At 64.8% G+C, this 15,048-nt stretch carries 13 protein-coding genes; 5 read left to right on the top strand and 8 right to left on the bottom strand.

Translation table 11 applies throughout. The annotated features are described in order from the left end of the window. Positions 1-17: 17 nt before the first annotated feature. The 8 genes from M1248_RS05205 to dnaA all read right to left on the bottom strand — a co-directional run bounded on the left by M1248_RS05205 (position 18) and on the right by dnaA (position 11,807). The gene (locus tag M1248_RS05205) at positions 18-1,067 is read right to left on the bottom strand and encodes a DUF3566 domain-containing protein (RefSeq protein ID WP_317147744.1); all 1,050 of its coding nucleotides are present in this window, start codon (positions 1,065-1,067) and stop codon (positions 18-20) included. Between the two features lie 41 nt (positions 1,068-1,108). After that, positions 1,109-3,616 (bottom strand): DNA gyrase subunit A, encoded by a 2,508-nt coding sequence (gene gyrA, locus M1248_RS05200; protein ID WP_163732624.1) that lies wholly within the window; start codon positions 3,614-3,616, stop codon positions 1,109-1,111. A gap of 33 nt (positions 3,617-3,649) precedes the next feature. After that, positions 3,650-5,677, bottom strand: coding sequence for a DNA topoisomerase (ATP-hydrolyzing) subunit B (gyrB, locus tag M1248_RS05195; protein ID WP_163732621.1), 2,028 nt, complete (start codon positions 5,675-5,677; stop codon positions 3,650-3,652). Positions 5,678-5,894: 217 nt separating this feature from the next. Continuing rightward, positions 5,895-6,443: a DUF721 family protein gene (locus tag M1248_RS05190; RefSeq protein WP_163732618.1), complete on the bottom strand. Its 549-nt coding sequence runs from the start codon at positions 6,441-6,443 to the stop codon at positions 5,895-5,897. Beyond that, positions 6,436-7,629 carry a DNA replication/repair protein RecF gene (recF, locus tag M1248_RS05185; protein ID WP_163732615.1) on the bottom strand — a complete coding sequence of 398 codons (1,194 nt, stop codon included), beginning with the start codon at positions 7,627-7,629 and terminating at the stop codon, positions 6,436-6,438. Before recF ends, M1248_RS05190 begins: the two co-directional genes overlap by 8 nt. After that, a complete protein-coding gene (gene gnd / locus M1248_RS05180; RefSeq protein ID WP_163732612.1) occupies positions 7,630-8,523 on the bottom strand; it encodes a phosphogluconate dehydrogenase (NAD(+)-dependent, decarboxylating) in 894 nt (297 codons plus the stop codon). It lies immediately after the preceding gene. A 28-nt stretch (positions 8,524-8,551) separates the two neighbouring features. Then, the gene (gene dnaN, locus M1248_RS05175) at positions 8,552-9,751 is read right to left on the bottom strand and encodes a DNA polymerase III subunit beta (RefSeq protein ID WP_163732609.1); all 1,200 of its coding nucleotides are present in this window, start codon (positions 9,749-9,751) and stop codon (positions 8,552-8,554) included. A gap of 559 nt (positions 9,752-10,310) precedes the next feature. Next, entirely contained in the window at positions 10,311-11,807 is a 1,497-nt protein-coding gene (dnaA, locus tag M1248_RS05170; RefSeq protein WP_163732606.1) for a chromosomal replication initiator protein DnaA, read from the bottom strand. 566 nt (positions 11,808-12,373) lie between these two features. On the opposite strand from dnaA, the gene rpmH reads away from it, so the two are divergent. The 5 genes from rpmH to M1248_RS05145 all read left to right on the top strand — a co-directional run bounded on the left by rpmH (position 12,374) and on the right by M1248_RS05145 (position 14,979). Then, a complete protein-coding gene (gene rpmH, locus M1248_RS05165) occupies positions 12,374-12,517 on the top strand; it encodes a 50S ribosomal protein L34 (protein WP_083129102.1) in 144 nt (47 codons plus the stop codon). Positions 12,518-12,536: 19 nt separating this feature from the next. Beyond that, complete coding sequence (gene rnpA, locus M1248_RS05160; RefSeq protein WP_317147743.1) at positions 12,537-12,893, top strand: ribonuclease P protein component; 357 nt, start codon at positions 12,537-12,539, stop codon at positions 12,891-12,893. Next, positions 12,890-13,231: a membrane protein insertion efficiency factor YidD gene (gene yidD / locus M1248_RS05155; protein WP_163732600.1), complete on the top strand. Its 342-nt coding sequence runs from the start codon at positions 12,890-12,892 to the stop codon at positions 13,229-13,231. Before rnpA ends, yidD begins: the two co-directional genes overlap by 4 nt. A 43-nt stretch (positions 13,232-13,274) precedes the next feature. Then, on the top strand, positions 13,275-14,333 hold the full coding sequence (gene yidC, locus M1248_RS05150; protein WP_410506628.1) for a membrane protein insertase YidC: 1,059 nt from the start codon (positions 13,275-13,277) through the stop codon (positions 14,331-14,333). 100 nt (positions 14,334-14,433) lie between these two features. Then, the gene (locus M1248_RS05145; protein ID WP_163732594.1) at positions 14,434-14,979 is read left to right on the top strand and encodes a protein jag; all 546 of its coding nucleotides are present in this window, start codon (positions 14,434-14,436) and stop codon (positions 14,977-14,979) included. Positions 14,980-15,048: the final 69 nt, after the last annotated feature.

Raw genomic sequence — 15,048 nt, 5'->3', positions numbered from 1 at the left:
GCCCAAACCGCGAACGCTCAGTCCCTGTCGGCGAGGGTGACTTCCACACCGCCGACGATGTCGGTGGTCAGGTTGTAGATGAAGGCACCGATGGTCGCCATCGCCGTCAGCAGCACGATGTTGACCAACCCGATCAGTGCCGCGCCGCCGAATATCGTTCCGCTGGAGACGAGCTCGCCGCCGGAGCTACCGCTCGCACTGGTCAGCAGGTCGCCGACGTTGCTGTTCAGCTTGCTCCACACACCCATACCGCCGAGTACCAGGTACAAGAACGCGACCGCGATCATCCACACGAAGAACAGCGCAACCGACAACACCGCGGAGACCTTCAGCACACTCCACGGGTCCACCCGGCGGATCTGCATGCTCGCGCGCACCGGACCCTGGTGGCGGCTGGCCGCCGCCTGAAGCCGCCCGCCTGGGCGAGCGGGACGCCCCGCCGGCTCCTGCCCCGGACGCTCAGGACGTTCCGGACCGCCCGGCTTGCGCGGTCCCGACCTAGGCGCTGCGCCCGACAGATCGGGAATCTCACTGGCGTACTGCTCGGGACGCGGCTGCTGCTCGGTCCGGGGCTGCTCGGTCCGAGGAGGTTCCGGACGGGGCTCGGGCCGTGACGTCGGCTCCGGACGGGGCTCGGGTCGCGGCGCCGGCTCGGGTCGCGAGGTCGGCTCGGGTCGCGGCGCCGGCTCGGGTGGGTCTGCCCAGCCCGACGCGTCGGCCTCCTCGGGCCCTGCCGACGAGCCGCCGGCCAAGAAACGGTTCAGTCGCGCATCGATTCCGGAGGTCTGGCCCGTCGCGCCGCCATTGCCATGCCGCGGTACATCGGGACGGGCGGGCGAATCCGGCCGTCCAGGGGCATCGGACGCCCGGTTCGTCGGCCCGGCCGGCCGGCCCCGCTGCCAGGGCGGGACCTCGGTCGCGTCGGCGACACGTTCCGGCCCGGATCCACTGGTCACCGGGCCCCGTGGCGTCGGTCCGCTCACCGAGCCGCCGTCGGGACCCGTGCCGGAGCCGTTGCCACCCCCATCAGTCGCGCGGGGATACCCGGGCTCGTTCGGTGAAGTCACCTACGGCTCCTAACTGGCCACTACAGGTCACGCCTGCTGAGCTACTCGCCGACGTCGGTGTTGACCTCGTCGGTGCTGTCGCCTTCCTCCGCGTTGCGCGCGATGGCTATCAGTGTCGTGCCCTCACCCAGGTTCATCAACCGAACGCCCTTGGTCTGCCGCCCGGCCTTGCGCACCTGGCGAGCCGCCGTCCGGATGACACCCCCGCCCGAGGTGATGGCGTACAACTCTGTGTCGTCATCGACGATCAACGCTCCGACCAGACTGCCACGTCGCTTGTCGAACTGGATCGTCAACACCCCTTTGCCACCGCGGCCCTGGACCGGATACTCCTCGATGGCGGTGCGCTTGGCATATCCGCCCGCGGTCGCGACCAGCAGATACGTGTCGTCGCGCACGACGTTCAGCGACAGCAGCTCGTCGTCGGTGTTGAACCGCATGCCCTGCACACCGGAGGTGGCGCGGCCCATCGGACGCAGTGCCTCATCGGTTGCTGAGAAGCGGATCGACTGCCCCTTGGCGGAGACCAGCAGCAGGTCGGCTTCCGCCGAGCACAGCACCGCGCCGACCAATTCGTCACCGTCACGCAGGTTGACCGCGACGATGCCGCCGGTGCGGTTGGAGTCGAAGTCGGTGAGCTTGGACTTCTTCACCAGACCGTTGCGCGTGGCCAGCACCAGATACGGCGCATCCTCGTACGTCTTGATCTGAATGACCTGCGCGATGCGCTCCTCCGGCTGGAATGCCAGCAGGTTGGCGACGTGCTGGCCGCGCGCCGTACGCGACGCCTCGGGCAGGTCGTACGCCTTCGCGCGATAGACCCGGCCCTGAGTGGTGAAGAACAGGATCCAGTCGTGCGTGGAGCATACGAAGAAGTGGTTGACGATGTCGTCCTGCTTCAGCCCCGCGCCCTGCACACCCTTGCCGCCGCGCTTCTGGCTGCGGTAGAGGTCGGACTTCGTCCGCTTGGCGTAGCCGGTTTCGGTGATAGTGACGACGACCTCTTCGCGCGCGATCAGGTCCTCGTCGGCGACGTCGCCGTCCGCGGCGATGATGCGCGTCCGGCGGTCGTCGCCGTACTTCTCGACGAGCTCCTTGAGCTCGTCGCGGACGATGGCGCGCTGACGCTCCGGCTTGGCCAGGATGTCCTCGAGGTCGGCGATCTCGGCCTCGATCTTCGCCAGATCGTCGACGATGCGCTGGCGCTCCAGGGCGGCGAGCCGGCGCAGCTGCATGTCGAGGATGGCCTGAGCCTGGATCTCGTCGATGTCGAGCAACTCGATCAGGCCCTGGCGGGCGACCTCGACGGTCTCCGACGCCCGGATCAGCGCAATGACCTCGTCCAGCGCATCGAGCGCCTTGACCAGGCCGCGCAGAATGTGCGCCCGCTCGTTGGCTTTGCGTAGCCGGTAGGTGGTGCGCCGCACGATGACGTCGAGTTGATGATTGACGTAATGCCGGATCAACTGGTCGAGCCGCAGCGTGCGCGGCACGCCGTCGACGATGGACAGCATGTTGGCGCCGAAGCTGGTCTGCAGCTGGGTGTGCTTGTAGAGGTTGTTCAGCACCACCTTCGCGACAGCATCTCGCTTGAGCTCCACCACAATTCGCAGTCCGACGCGGTCGCTGGACTGATCCTCGATGTTTGAGATGCCGGCGAGCTTGCCGTCGCGCACCTGTTCGGCGATCGAGGTGATGAAGTTGTCGTGGTTGACCTGATACGGCAGCTCGGTGATGACGATCCCGGTGCGTCCCCGGCTGTCCTCTTCGATCTCGCAGACTCCGCGCATGCGAACCGACCCCCGGCCGGTCCGGTACGTGTCGGAGATGCCCTGCGATCCGACGATCAGGCCGTAGGTGGGGAAGTCGGGACCCTTGACGCGTTCGCAGACCGCCTCGAGGGTCGCTTCTTCGTCGGCTTCGAAGTTCTCCAGGCACCAGAACACGGCGTCGCCCAGCTCGCGCAGGTTGTGCGGCGGCATGTTGGTGGCCATGCCGACCGCGATGCCGCCCGAGCCGTTGGCCAGCAGGTTGGGGAACCGGCTGGGCAGAACCGTCGGCTCCTGTACGCGGCCGTCGTAGTTCGGGACGAAATCGACTGTCTCCTCGTCGATTTCACGCAACATCTCCATCGCCAGCGGCGTGAGCCGCGCCTCTGTGTAGCGCATGGCGGCCGGGGGATCGTTGCCGGGCGAGCCGAAGTTGCCCTGCCCGTCGACCAACGGGTAGCGCAGCGACCACGGCTGGGCCATCCGGACCAACGTGTCGTAGATCGACGAGTCGCCGTGCGGATGGTAGTTGCCCATCGTCTCGGCAACGGAGCGTGCGGATTTCGCGTGGCCGCGATCCGGGCGGAAGCCGGAGTCGAACATCGCGTACAGCACGCGGCGGTGCACCGGCTTGAGGCCGTCGCGCACCTCTGGCAGCGCACGCCCGACGATGACGCTCATGGCGTAGTCGATGTAGCTGCGCTGCATCTCGTGCTGGATGTCGACCGGCTCGATGCGGTCGCCCGCTTCGCCGCCTGGTGGCAAGGTGGTATCAGTCATGTGTTTCAGCCCTAAACCGTGGTGATAACTTCGCTAAACATCCAGGAAGCGAACGTCTTTGGCGTTACGTGTGATAAAGCTGCGGCGCGCTTCGACGTCTTCGCCCATCAGGATCGAGAACAGTTCGTCGGCGGCGGCCGCGTCGTCCAGGGTCACCTGGCGCAGCACCCGCACCGACGGATCCATGGTGGTCTCCCACAACTCCTTGGCATCCATCTCGCCCAGACCCTTGTAGCGCTGGATGCCGTCGTCGACGTTGATCTTCTTGCCCGCCTTCTTGCCGGCTTCGAGCAATCCGTCGCGCTCACGGTCGGAGTAGGCGAATTCCGGCTCGCTGCGTTGCCACTTCAGCTTGTACAACGGGGGCTGCGCCAGGAAGATGTGGCCGTTTTCGACCAGCGGCTTCATGAACCGGAACAGCAGCGTCAGCAGCAGCGTCGAGATGTGCTGGCCGTCGACGTCGGCGTCGGCCATCAGCACGATCTTGTGATAGCGCAGCTTGGCGATGTCGAACTCGTCGTGGATGCCGGTGCCCAACGCGGTGATGATGGCTTGGACTTCGGTGTTCTTCAGCACGCGGTCGATGCGCGCCTTCTCGACGTTGATGATCTTGCCGCGCAGCGGAAGGATCGCCTGGAACATCGAGTCGCGGCCGCTCTTGGCCGAGCCACCCGCGGAATCACCCTCCACCACATACAGTTCCGACTTCTTCGGATCTGTGGACCGGCAGTCCGCGAGCTTGCCCGGCAGTCCGCCGATGTCGGTGGCGCTCTTGCGGCGCACCAACTCGCGTGCCTTGCGTGCGGCCATCCGCGCCTGGGCCGACGACACCGCTTTGTTCACAACGATTTTCGCTTCGGCCGGGTTGGCGTCGAACCAGTGTTGCAGTTCCTCGTTACAGATCTTCTGCACGAACGACTTCACCTCGGTGTTCCCGAGCTTGGTCTTCGTCTGACCCTCGAACTGCGGTTGGCCCACCTTCACCGAGATCACGGCCGCCAGACCTTCGCGGATGTCGTCACCGGTCAGGTTGGGATCTTTGTCCTTGAGGAGCTTCTTGTCCTTGGCGTACTTGTTCACCACGGAGGTCAACGCCGCGCGGAAGCCCTCTTCGTGGGTGCCACCCTCGTGGGTGTTGATGGTGTTGGCGAACGTGTGCACCGACTCGGAGTAGCCGGCGTTCCACTGCATCGCGATCTCGACCTCGTGGCCTTCACCCTTGCCCTCGAAGTCGATCACGCTCTGCTGGATCGGGGACTTCGTCCGGTTGATGTGCTTGACGAAATCGACCAGACCGCCGGGGTAGTGGAAGGTGCGGTGCTTGACCTTGTGGGGAGCGGCGGCCTCGGCGGCCTTTTCCTCCGCCGACTTCGGCGCTTCGGCCTGGTCGCTGACGACCTCGTCGACGACCTCCTCGGCCGTGACCCGCTCATCGGTCAACTCGATGGTCAGTCCCTTGTTCAGGAAAGCCATTTCCTGCAGCCGCCGCGCGATCGTCTCGAAGTCATAGCTGGTGGTCTCGAAGATGTCGGGGTCGGCCCAGAACCGGATCGTCGTGCCGGTTTTCTTCGTCTTCTCACCCTGCTTGAGACTGCCCGGAACCGAGCGGTCATAGGTCTGGAACCACTCGTAGCCGTCCTTCAAGATGTCGGCCTCGAGGCGGGTCGACAGCGCGTTCACCACGGAGACACCCACGCCGTGCAGACCACCGGACACCTGGTAGGCGCCCTCTTCGAACTTTCCGCCCGCGTGCAGGACGGTCATGACGACGTCGACGGTGGGGATGCCCGTCGAGTGCATGGCGACGGGGATGCCGCGGCCGTCGTCGGTGACCTGGACGCCGCCGTTCTCGAGCAGTCGCACGTCGACCTTGGTCGCGAAGCCGGCCATCGCCTCGTCGACGGCGTTGTCCACCACCTCCCAGACCAGGTGGTGCAGACCGCGCTCACCCGTGGAACCGATGTACATGCCGGGGCGTTTGCGGACCGCCTCCAAGCCTTCGAGAACCTTGATCGAATCGGCACCGTATTCTTTCGGTGCACTCTTCTTCTGGGCAGCCACGTTGGACGCGTCTCCTTGGGGTTTTCAAGCGAGAGATGACGACTCTCGCGGATCCTCGATCAGTCTACCGTCAACTACCGTCTGGACCGATTCTGAGGCGGCGTTTTCACATACCTATTTGCGCCGTCTGCTGAATTTCTCGCTCCGAGGTGCGTCATGACGCTTGAGAACGCTGCTTTCTGTGTTCTGGCGGCTCTCAGGCAACAAAAGATCGCTCTTATCCGTACGTGTCGCGAGGTCCTCGCCCGGCGATGTGATATCGCCCCTTGCGCCAGGAGGGACCGACCGGACCGACGATTTTCATCGAATTCACCACGCCGTCGCCGACCGCCGCCGCGATCTTCGCGAGAAGTTGCGCCTGCACCATCCTCAGCTGGGTGGCCCAGGCCGTCGACTCCGCCGAAACCGTGAGCACACCGTCCTGTAGCGACGTCGGCGTCGCGTGGGCCGCGATCTGCTCACCGACGACCACCGACCACCGACCGAACACCGAACCCTCGGCCACCCGATCCGACCAGCCGCGGTTGCGGGCGAGGTCACGGGTGAGGGATCCGAGCAGCTGCGGGTCGCGCGAATCCGGGCCCGGACCCGACCACCGTCGCCGACTGGTGCCCGCGACCTTTTTGCGCGGCTGCGTGCTCCGGCCGCGGCCGACATCCTTTCCTTGACTGCGGGCGGCGCCCCGGGCTTCCTCGAGGGTCCGCCTGACCAGATCCATACCCTTTAGATGCGCCAGGTGCGCCGGCGGTTCCACGTCGTCACTCATTCCGGTCACTCCCGCCCCCACCAGTTCTGTCTCGTACTTCCGAAATCCGGCCGCTGTCGTCGTCGGTCATGACGATTTCGATCCTGGTCGCATCCCAGTCCTGCGGGATGTCCTCGTGGACGGCAGCGGTGACCAACACCTGTTCGGCGGACGCTGCGACGTTGGCGAGCGCCTGCCTGCGCGCGGTGTCGAGTTCGGCGAAGACGTCGTCGAGGAGCAGTACCGGGTCGCTGCCTTCCGCGCGTAACAGTTCGTACGCCGCGAGCCGCAGCGCCAACGCCATCGACCACGATTCACCATGGCTCGCAAAGCCTTTCGCCAATTGGTCGCCGAGTCGCAACTCCAGATCGTCGCGGTGCGGACCCACCAGACAAACGCCACGTTCCAGTTCGGCGTCGCGGCGACGCGCCAGCTCGTCAAGCAGGGCAGCCTCGAACAATTCAGCGCTTCCGGTTCCGGCGTGGGCCTCGCTTTCGATCACCTCCACGCCGCTGCGGTACCGGATGGCCGCCGGCCGTGATGCGGGCGCCAACAGTTGATAGGACTTCTCCACCTCGGGGGCCAGTTGGTTCACCAGATCGACCCGCGCGGCGATGAGTTGTGCACCGTGGGCGGCGAGGTGTCCGTCCCACACGTCCAGGGTGTCGAGCACGCCGCGATCGCCCCGGTACCTCGCGCCGGCCGCCGACTTCAACAGCGCCGTCCGTTGTTTGAGCACTTTGTCGTAATCGGCGCGGATACCGGCCACTCGCGGACGCCGGGTGGTGGCCAGCTCGTCGAGGTATCTCCGTCGTTCTCCCGGATCGCCGCGCACCAACGCCAGATCCTCGGGGGCGAACAACACCGCCCGCAGGGCGCCGAGAATTTCGCGGGCGCTACGGACGGGGGAGCGGTTCAGCCGTGCCTTGTTGGCACGGCCCGGGTTGATCTCCAGGTCGACCGCGAGTTCGCGCCCGTCGTTCACCACGATCGTCGAGATCACTGCGCGTTGGGCGCCGGCCCGGATCAGCGGCGCGTCAGTGCCGACCCGATGTGACCCCAAGGTCGACGAATACCACAGCGCCTCAATCAGATTCGTTTTTCCGAAACCATTGGACCCCACGAATACGGTTCGGCCGGGATCGAGGTCGATCTCGATCCGTGCCCAGGACCGGAAATCGGTAAGCGCAAGGTTTCTGACGTACAACTATCCAGACTCGCTGATCCTCTGCACGGCATGGCCGCCGAACTGGTTGCGCAGCGCCGACACTGCCTTCATGGTGGGGGAGTCCTCTTGGCGCGAAGCGAACCGGGCGAACAGCGACGCCGCGATCACCGGCATCGGCACTCGGTGGCTGATGGCCTCCTCCACCGTCCAGCGACCCTCACCGGAGTCCTCGGTGTAACCGGTGATGTCCGTGAATTTCGGATCTTCCTTCAGCGCCTTGGCCAGCAGCTGTTGCAGCCACGACCGCACCACCGTGCCGTTGGTCCAGGCCTGAATGACCGCCTGGGTGTCTTCGATCAGCTCTTCGGCGGCCAACAGTTCGTAGCCTTCGGCGTAGGCCATCATCAGCCCGTATTCGATGCCGTTGTGCACCATCTTGGCGTAGTGGCCTGCACCGACGGGTCCGGCGTGGACGAATCCGTCCGCCTGTTCGCCGGGCGGACGCAGGGTTTCGAAGATCGGCATGGCCCGCGCGACGTCTTCCTTGCTGCCGCCCACCATGAGGCCGTAGCCCTCGGTCAAACCCCAGACGCCCCCGGACACACCGGCGTCGATGAACGCGATTCCCTTGTCGTCCAACAGCTTCGCGTGAGGTCCGTCCTCGGTGTAGCGGGAGTTGCCGCCGTCGATCACCAGATCACCGGGGCTCAACACGTCGGCGAGCGACACGATGGTCTCGTCGGTGATGGGCCCGGACGGCACCATCACCCAGACGATGCGCGGCGCGTCGAGGGCTTCCGCGAGCGCCGCCAACGTCGGCACGTCGGTGACCTCCGGGCGCGGATCGAAGCCGATGACCTCGTGCCCGCCCTCGCGCAGGCGTTCGCGCATGTTGAAGCCCATCTTGCCCAGGCCGACCAGACCCAATTGCATGTGCGCCCCCGTCGTGGCGTCGGGCCGGTCAGCCAGGAAGCCGAACCGGCATCAGAAGGTAGACATAATCGGTTTGCGCCGCGGGGAACGGCCCCGTGTCGCCGACGCTGCCGTCATCTTCACCCGCCGGCCGCAACACTGCGGGGCGGCTGGGTGTCGTGAAACCAAATGTCACGCGTTCGGAATGCAACGAACTCAACCCGTCGGTGAGATACGTCGGGTTGAACGCGATGGTCAACGGCTCACCCGCGAAGGTGACAGGCAGATCCTCTTCCGCGCGTCCGACGTCGTCCGCGCCGGCGGACAACCGCAGCACGTCGTCGGCGAACTCCATCCGCACCTGCGCGCCGCGATCGGCGACCAGCGCCACACGTTTGATGGCTTCGGTGAGCTCGGCGACGCCGATCGTTGCGATCGCGGTGTGCTCGGTCGGGAGCAATTGACGGAACTTGGGGAACTCCGCGTCGAGCAGGCGCGTGGTGCTGCGCTTGCCGTTGCTGCGGATACCCAACAAGCCTTCCTTGCCGACTTCGGCACCCGCACCCAACGCCAGGTGCACATCCGAACCGTCGGCACCGGCCTTCGCCGCCTCGGCCAACGTCTTGGCCGGAACCAACACCGCGGCCTCCATGTCGGCCGATGCCGTCGACCACGTCAGCTCGCGAACCGCGAGCCGGAAGCGGTCGGTCGCCGCCAAAATGACGTTCTCGCCTGAAATCTCAACGCGAATGCCGGTGAGCATCGGCAACGTGTCGTCACGCCCTGCGGCCACAGCCACCTGACCGATCGCCTCGGCGAACAGGTCGGCCGAGACGACACCGGTCTCGTCGGGAAGGGTCGGCAGCGTCGGGTAATCCTCGACCGCCATGGTCGGCAGCGAGAACCGTGCGCTTCCGCAGGTCAGTGACACCCGAGTGCCCTCGACGCTGACATCCACCGGCTTGGCCGGCAACGCGCGGGTGATGTCGGACAACAGCCGCCCGGACACCAAAACGCTTCCAGGCGAAGCGATTTCAGCCGCCACCTGCACTTCCGCCGATACCTCGTAGTCGAATCCCGAGATCGTCAAACCGTCTTCAGAACCGGTGAGCAACACACCCGCCAGAACCGGGACCGTCGGCCGGTTCGGCAGATTACGAGCTACCCAAGCCACGGCGTCGGCGAAGTCTTCACGCACCAGACGGAACTTCAAATCGGTGACACCAACGGTTGTTGTCGCCACGTCCATACAGTCCCTTCGATCAAAAACACAACAAGCGCTAAGCAGCGATTTCCTGGTGTCTCAACACGCCGCGAAACGAGACGTAGGGACGACCGTAACGGCTGTCGCTGAACCACCGTAGAGCTTTCGGCCCCAACTTGAAAGCTAATCGATCGCGCCGACATCGGGTTCGGTGAACCGGCCCGCAGAGCCGGATTCCAAGTGTTCCCCAGCAGGCTTCTTCTAAGAACTTTCTAGGTAGATATACAAGCAACAGTATTAGGGCCTGTGGACGCTGGGGATGAACGGGTGTCGGTGCTGCGTGCCGCCGGTGCACCGGTGTGGGGTTCCTGTGGATCGTTGTGAGGTGAATGTTCGACGGCTGTGGAAACGACCGCGCCTGTGAAGCAAGTGCCCGGTCATTCGAAGGTTGATCCCAAGTTGTCCACATCGGTGTGCACAGTGCCGGCCTGTGACAAGTGATACCGACGGTGCGGAAGTTTTTTGAAAAGTTTTGGGCGCCCAGGCGTGATTCGGCGAAAGACCAACCGGGTTGGTCGCGCGTGAAGGGGGAGCCGAAGAGGGTTCAGCGCTTGGAGCGTTGACGGATGCGGGTCGTCAGTTCCTTGACGTGATCGAAGACCTCGCGACGTTCCGCCATCTCGCCGCGGATTTTCTTCTCGGCGTACATCACGGTCGTGTGGTCACGTCCGAACGCCTGGCCGATCTTCGGCAGCGACAGGTCGGTGAGCTCGCGGCACAAATACATCGCGATCTGTCGGGACTGCGCGAGCGCGCGCGTCTTACCGGGACCACGCAGTTCCTCGACGGTGGTTTCGAAGTACTCGGCGGTCGCGGCCATGATCGCGGCGGTGCTGATCTGCATCGTGCTCGCGTCGGAAATCAGATCGCGCAACACGATCTCGGCCAGTGACTTGTCGATCGTCGTCTTGTTCAGCGACGCGAACGCGGTGACACGAATGAGCGCACCCTCGAGTTCGCGGATATTGCGCTCGATGCTGCTGGCGATCAGCTCGAGGACATCACCGGGCACGTCGAGGCGGTCCATCTGCGCCTTCTTGCGCAGAATCGCGATGCGGGTCTCCAGTTCAGGAGGCTGAACGTCGGTGATCAGCCCCCACTCGAACCGGGTTCGCAGGCGATCTTCGAGGGTCGCCAGCTGTTTGGGCGGCCGGTCCGATGAGATGACGATCTGCTTGTTCGCGTTGTGCAGGGTGTTGAAGGTGTGGAAGAACTCCTCCTGGATACCTTCCTTGCCCTCAATGAACTGGATGTCATCCACCAGCAGCACGTCGATATCGCGGTAACTGCGTTTGAACGAGGCCTTGCGATCGTCGCGCAACGAGTTGATGAAGTCGTTGGTGAATTCCTCGGTCGAGACGTACTTGACGCGCATCCCGGGGAAGAGACGCTGGGCGTAGTTTCCTGCGGCGTGTAGAAGATGAGTTTTGCCGAGGCCGGATTCGCCCCAGATGAAGAGTGGGTTGTAGGCGCGGGCCGGTGCCTCGGCGATGGCAAGCGACGCGGCGTGAGCAAACCTGTTGGACGCACCGATGACGAAGGTGTCGAAGGTATAGCGGCGGTTCAGGTTGACGGCGGTGGCATCCTCGTCCGTGGAATTCTGGACCCGGTTGGAGAAATAGCTGGGCCAGCTTTCCTCGGCGCTTGCCAGTGCCGCCTGGTCTTCGTCGATGTCGTCGTCGAGGTCGGCGACCGCGGCGGCCAACCCGTTGTGGGACTCGTCTGGTTCGTCGTTTTCCGGAGCGGCGATGCGAACGCCGAGTTCCACTCGTTGACCAAGCTGTCGGCTCAGGGCACTGATGATCGGCTCGCGGAGATGACGTTCGATCTCGTTCTGCACGAAGGGCGTCGGAACCGACAGGAGGGCAAATCCCTCGGTGATGACCAGCGGCTTGACCAGCTTCAGCCACGCCCTTTGCTGAGGCGTGAGCACCGGGCCCGCATCACCGTTCGCCACTCCGACCGCTTCGATGTCGCCGTTGAGCTCGGCAACGACCGTGTTCCATACGGCCACGAATGGTGGATCGGGGTCAGCAGTCAATGACGCGTACCCCCTCGCGGCCGTTTCAGGGAAGGCCAAAGGAACGATGACGAACTGTCCACATGGTTATCCACAGGTTGTGGAAACAGGACAGTCGTCTTCGTTCGGTTGTCTACGGGCTGGAACGCCGCTGGCCGGGGCTCGTCACAGCAGTGGTGCAATCTGTGGGCTCGCGACTTGGTGGGCATCCCCGCTTCGTTGTCTGTCGTCGTTTCGTTATCGAAACGACACTGGCAGAAGCTAACAGTTTTCTTCGCGGGTGCCAACCGTTCTGCAACATTGCGTTTGGGTTACTTTCGCGGCGCTGGAGCGCCGTGACGGTTGAGGCGTTTGTAAAGATTTTCAGTCCGGTCATGGCGGGGGATAGGGTGGTTTGACCTAGGGAAATCTCGTCAGTACCCTCGAACAGTCGCCCGCACGTGGCGGCACGGCTGCGACCCAGATGTTGTGGGGACCGCGCCGGCTAAGCGAGACGGACGAGCTTACCAACGGGCAACCGCGGTCCACCGGCATGACGTGAGTACCGGTGCGGGCGTTGATGCCGACGGAAACGAGGAGAGACAGCCGTGGCCAAGGGCAAGCGGACTTTTCAGCCGAACAACCGGCGCCGCGCACGCGTGCACGGATTCCGCCTGCGGATGCGTACCCGGGCAGGCCGGGCCATCGTGTCGGGCCGGCGTTCCAAGGGTCGCCGCAAGCTGACTGCGTAACCCGACTCGGGATCCAGCAGTGCTTCCGGCGCGGTACCGGATGACGCGGTCGTCCGAGTTCGGTGCCACGGTCAGTCAAGGGGTGCGGGCGGTGCAACCCGACCTTGTCGTGCACACGATGCGCCATGACATCGATGATGACGGACCCCGCATCGGACTCGTCGTCTCCAAGTCCGTGGGCAACGCCGTGGAACGGCACCGAGTGGCCCGACGGCTACGTCACGTTGCGCGCACCGTGATCGAGGATCTTCAGCCGACCGACCGTGTGGTGATCCGGGCTTTACCGGGCAGCCGGTCCGCAGTCTCGGCGCGACTCGAACAAGAGTTGCGGACGGCGTTGGGTCTTGCGCTCTCCAAGAGCGGGGCGCCGCGATGACGCGATCGATTGCGCGGGCGCTGATCTACGCGATCCAGCTGTACCGGCACATGGTGTCTCCGCTGCGACCGGCATCCTGTCGCTTCATGCCCACGTGCAGTCAGTACGCGGTCGACGCGCTCACGGAGTACGGCGCCGTCAAGGGTGGATGGCTGGCGGTGGTGCGGTTGCTGAAATGCGGGCCGTGGCATAAGGGAGGATGGGACCCGATACCGGAACGTGGCGGCGACGCGCATGACTCGTGCGCCGGCACAGGCGGCCACCGGATAGGTCCGGATGCAGCCGACGATGTGCGGGGTACCCACACATCGCGAGCAGAGAGCGAGACGCGTGTTTAACTGGTTCAGCCTCGACATCATCTACTACCCGGTGTCGGCGATCATGTGGGTCTGGTACAAGGCGTTCGCCTTCATTCTCGGGCCGACGAACTTCTTCGCCTGGGGACTGTCGGTGATGTTCCTGGTCTTCACTCTGCGCGCGATTCTGTACAAGCCGTTCGTCAAGCAGATCCGCACCACGCGACAGATGCAGGAACTGCAGCCGCAAATCAAGGCGCTGCAGAAGAAGTACGGCAAGGATCGCCAGCGGATGGCGTTGGAGATGCAGAAGCTCCAGCGCGAGCACGGCTTCAATCCGATTCTCGGCTGTCTGCCGATGCTCGCCCAGCTGCCGGTGTTCCTCGGTCTGTACCACGTGCTGATGTCCTTCAACCGGACTCAGACGGGCATCGGCCGGCTTGGGCTGTCGGTGGAGGAGAACGCTCAACTCGGCAACTACGTGTTCAGCGCTGAGGACGTCCGGCACTTCCTGGATGCGAACCTGTTGGGTGCGCCGCTGGGTGCCACGATGATCCAGCAGCACGGCCTGGAGGCGTTCACCGAATTCAACCGTGTCGCGGTCATCGGAGTCGGCGTGCCGATGATGATCCTGGCCGGCATCGCCACGTACTTCAACAGCCGCGCATCGGTGGCCCGCCAGAGTCCCGAGGCGGCGGCCAATCCACAGACGGCGATGATGAACAAGCTGGCGCTCTACGTCTTCCCGCTCGGCGTGGTCGCCGGCGGCCCGTTCCTGCCGCTGGCGATCATCATGTACTGGCTCGCCAACAACATCTGGACGTTCGGACAGCAGCACTACGTGTTCGGAATGATCGAGAAAGAAGAAGAGGCGAAGAAGCTCGCAGCCAAGGAACGGCGCGCACAGAACGCACCGCCGCCCGGCGCCAAGCCTAAGAAGCAGTCGAAGGTCGCCGCCGAACCGACCGAGATCACCACGAGCGACGGCATGGAGATGGACGGCAAGGCTGCGGAGAACGGATCGTCCGACGCCAAGGCGACCGGGACGAGTCCGGGCAAGACCGCGTCGGGCACCGGCAGCCGAACGCCGCGGCCGGGCGCGACCCCGCGGCCAGGAGCACGGCCCAAGAAACGTAAGCGCTGACCGGCCCACGGTGAGAAGCGCTGGGGTACCCGCGGCCGCGTGGCTGCGGGCCAACCCGAAGACGACCGGTGCAGACCGTAGATGAGGGAGAGACACAAACATGACCGACGCTGACACGACCGAGCGCAGTGAGGAGTTGGCCGGCGACGAAGTCGCCGAAGACCGCACAGGTTCGGAGGACCTCGAGGAGCGGTTGGTCGCCGAAGGCGAGATCGCCGGCGACTACCTCGAGGAGTTGTTGGATCTGCTGGACTTCGACGGCGACATCGATCTGGACGTCGAGGGTGACCGCGCCATCGTGAGCATCGACGGCGGCAGCGATCTCAACAAGCTCGTCGGCCGCAAGGGCGAGGCGCTAGACGCGCTGCAGGAGTTGACGCGGTTGGCGGTGCATCAGAAAACCGGCGAACGGAGCCGACTGATGCTCGACATCGCGCGCTGGCGCCGGCGCCGTCGCGACGAGTTGGCGGCACTGGGCGACAAGGTCGCGCGGCGGGTGCTGGAGTCGGGTGAGCGCGAGGAACTGTCGCCGATGACGCCGTTCGAGCGCAAGATCGTGCACGACGCGGTCGCCGCGGTCGACGGTGTGCACAGCGAGAGCGAGGGCGTTGAGCCGTCGCGCCGCGTCGTCATTCTGGCCGACTGACCAAGAGTTACATCCGTGTAGTTCGTCCCGACGGGACAGTCGGCCCCGCGATGATCCGGAGGATGTTTC

Origin of the sequence: Mycobacterium sp. 29Ha (assembly GCF_032883055.1) — a bacterium.
Classification (GTDB): Bacteria; Actinomycetota; Actinomycetes; order Mycobacteriales; family Mycobacteriaceae; genus Mycobacterium; species Mycobacterium gallinarum.
The sequence above is the reverse complement of the archived record's forward strand: the minus strand, read 5'-3'. Positions and strand labels throughout refer to the sequence as shown.

What these genes read in the sequence shown, in the direction of transcription:
- M1248_RS05145 (WP_163732594.1), top strand. Translation starts at nt 14,434, where the DNA reads ATGACCGACGCTGACACGACCGAGCGCAGTGAGGAGTTGGCCGGCGAC.
- gyrA (WP_163732624.1), bottom strand. Translation starts at nt 3,616, where the DNA reads ATGACTGATACCACCTTGCCACCAGGCGGCGAAGCGGGCGACCGCATC.
- gnd (WP_163732612.1), bottom strand. Translation starts at nt 8,523, where the DNA reads ATGCAATTGGGTCTGGTCGGCCTGGGCAAGATGGGCTTCAACATGCGC.
- dnaN (WP_163732609.1), bottom strand. Translation starts at nt 9,751, where the DNA reads ATGGACGTGGCGACAACAACCGTTGGTGTCACCGATTTGAAGTTCCGT.
- yidD (WP_163732600.1), top strand. Translation starts at nt 12,890, where the DNA reads ATGACGCGATCGATTGCGCGGGCGCTGATCTACGCGATCCAGCTGTAC.
- M1248_RS05190 (WP_163732618.1), bottom strand. Translation starts at nt 6,443, where the DNA reads ATGAGTGACGACGTGGAACCGCCGGCGCACCTGGCGCATCTAAAGGGT.
- yidC (WP_410506628.1), top strand. Translation starts at nt 13,275, where the DNA reads ATGTGGGTCTGGTACAAGGCGTTCGCCTTCATTCTCGGGCCGACGAAC.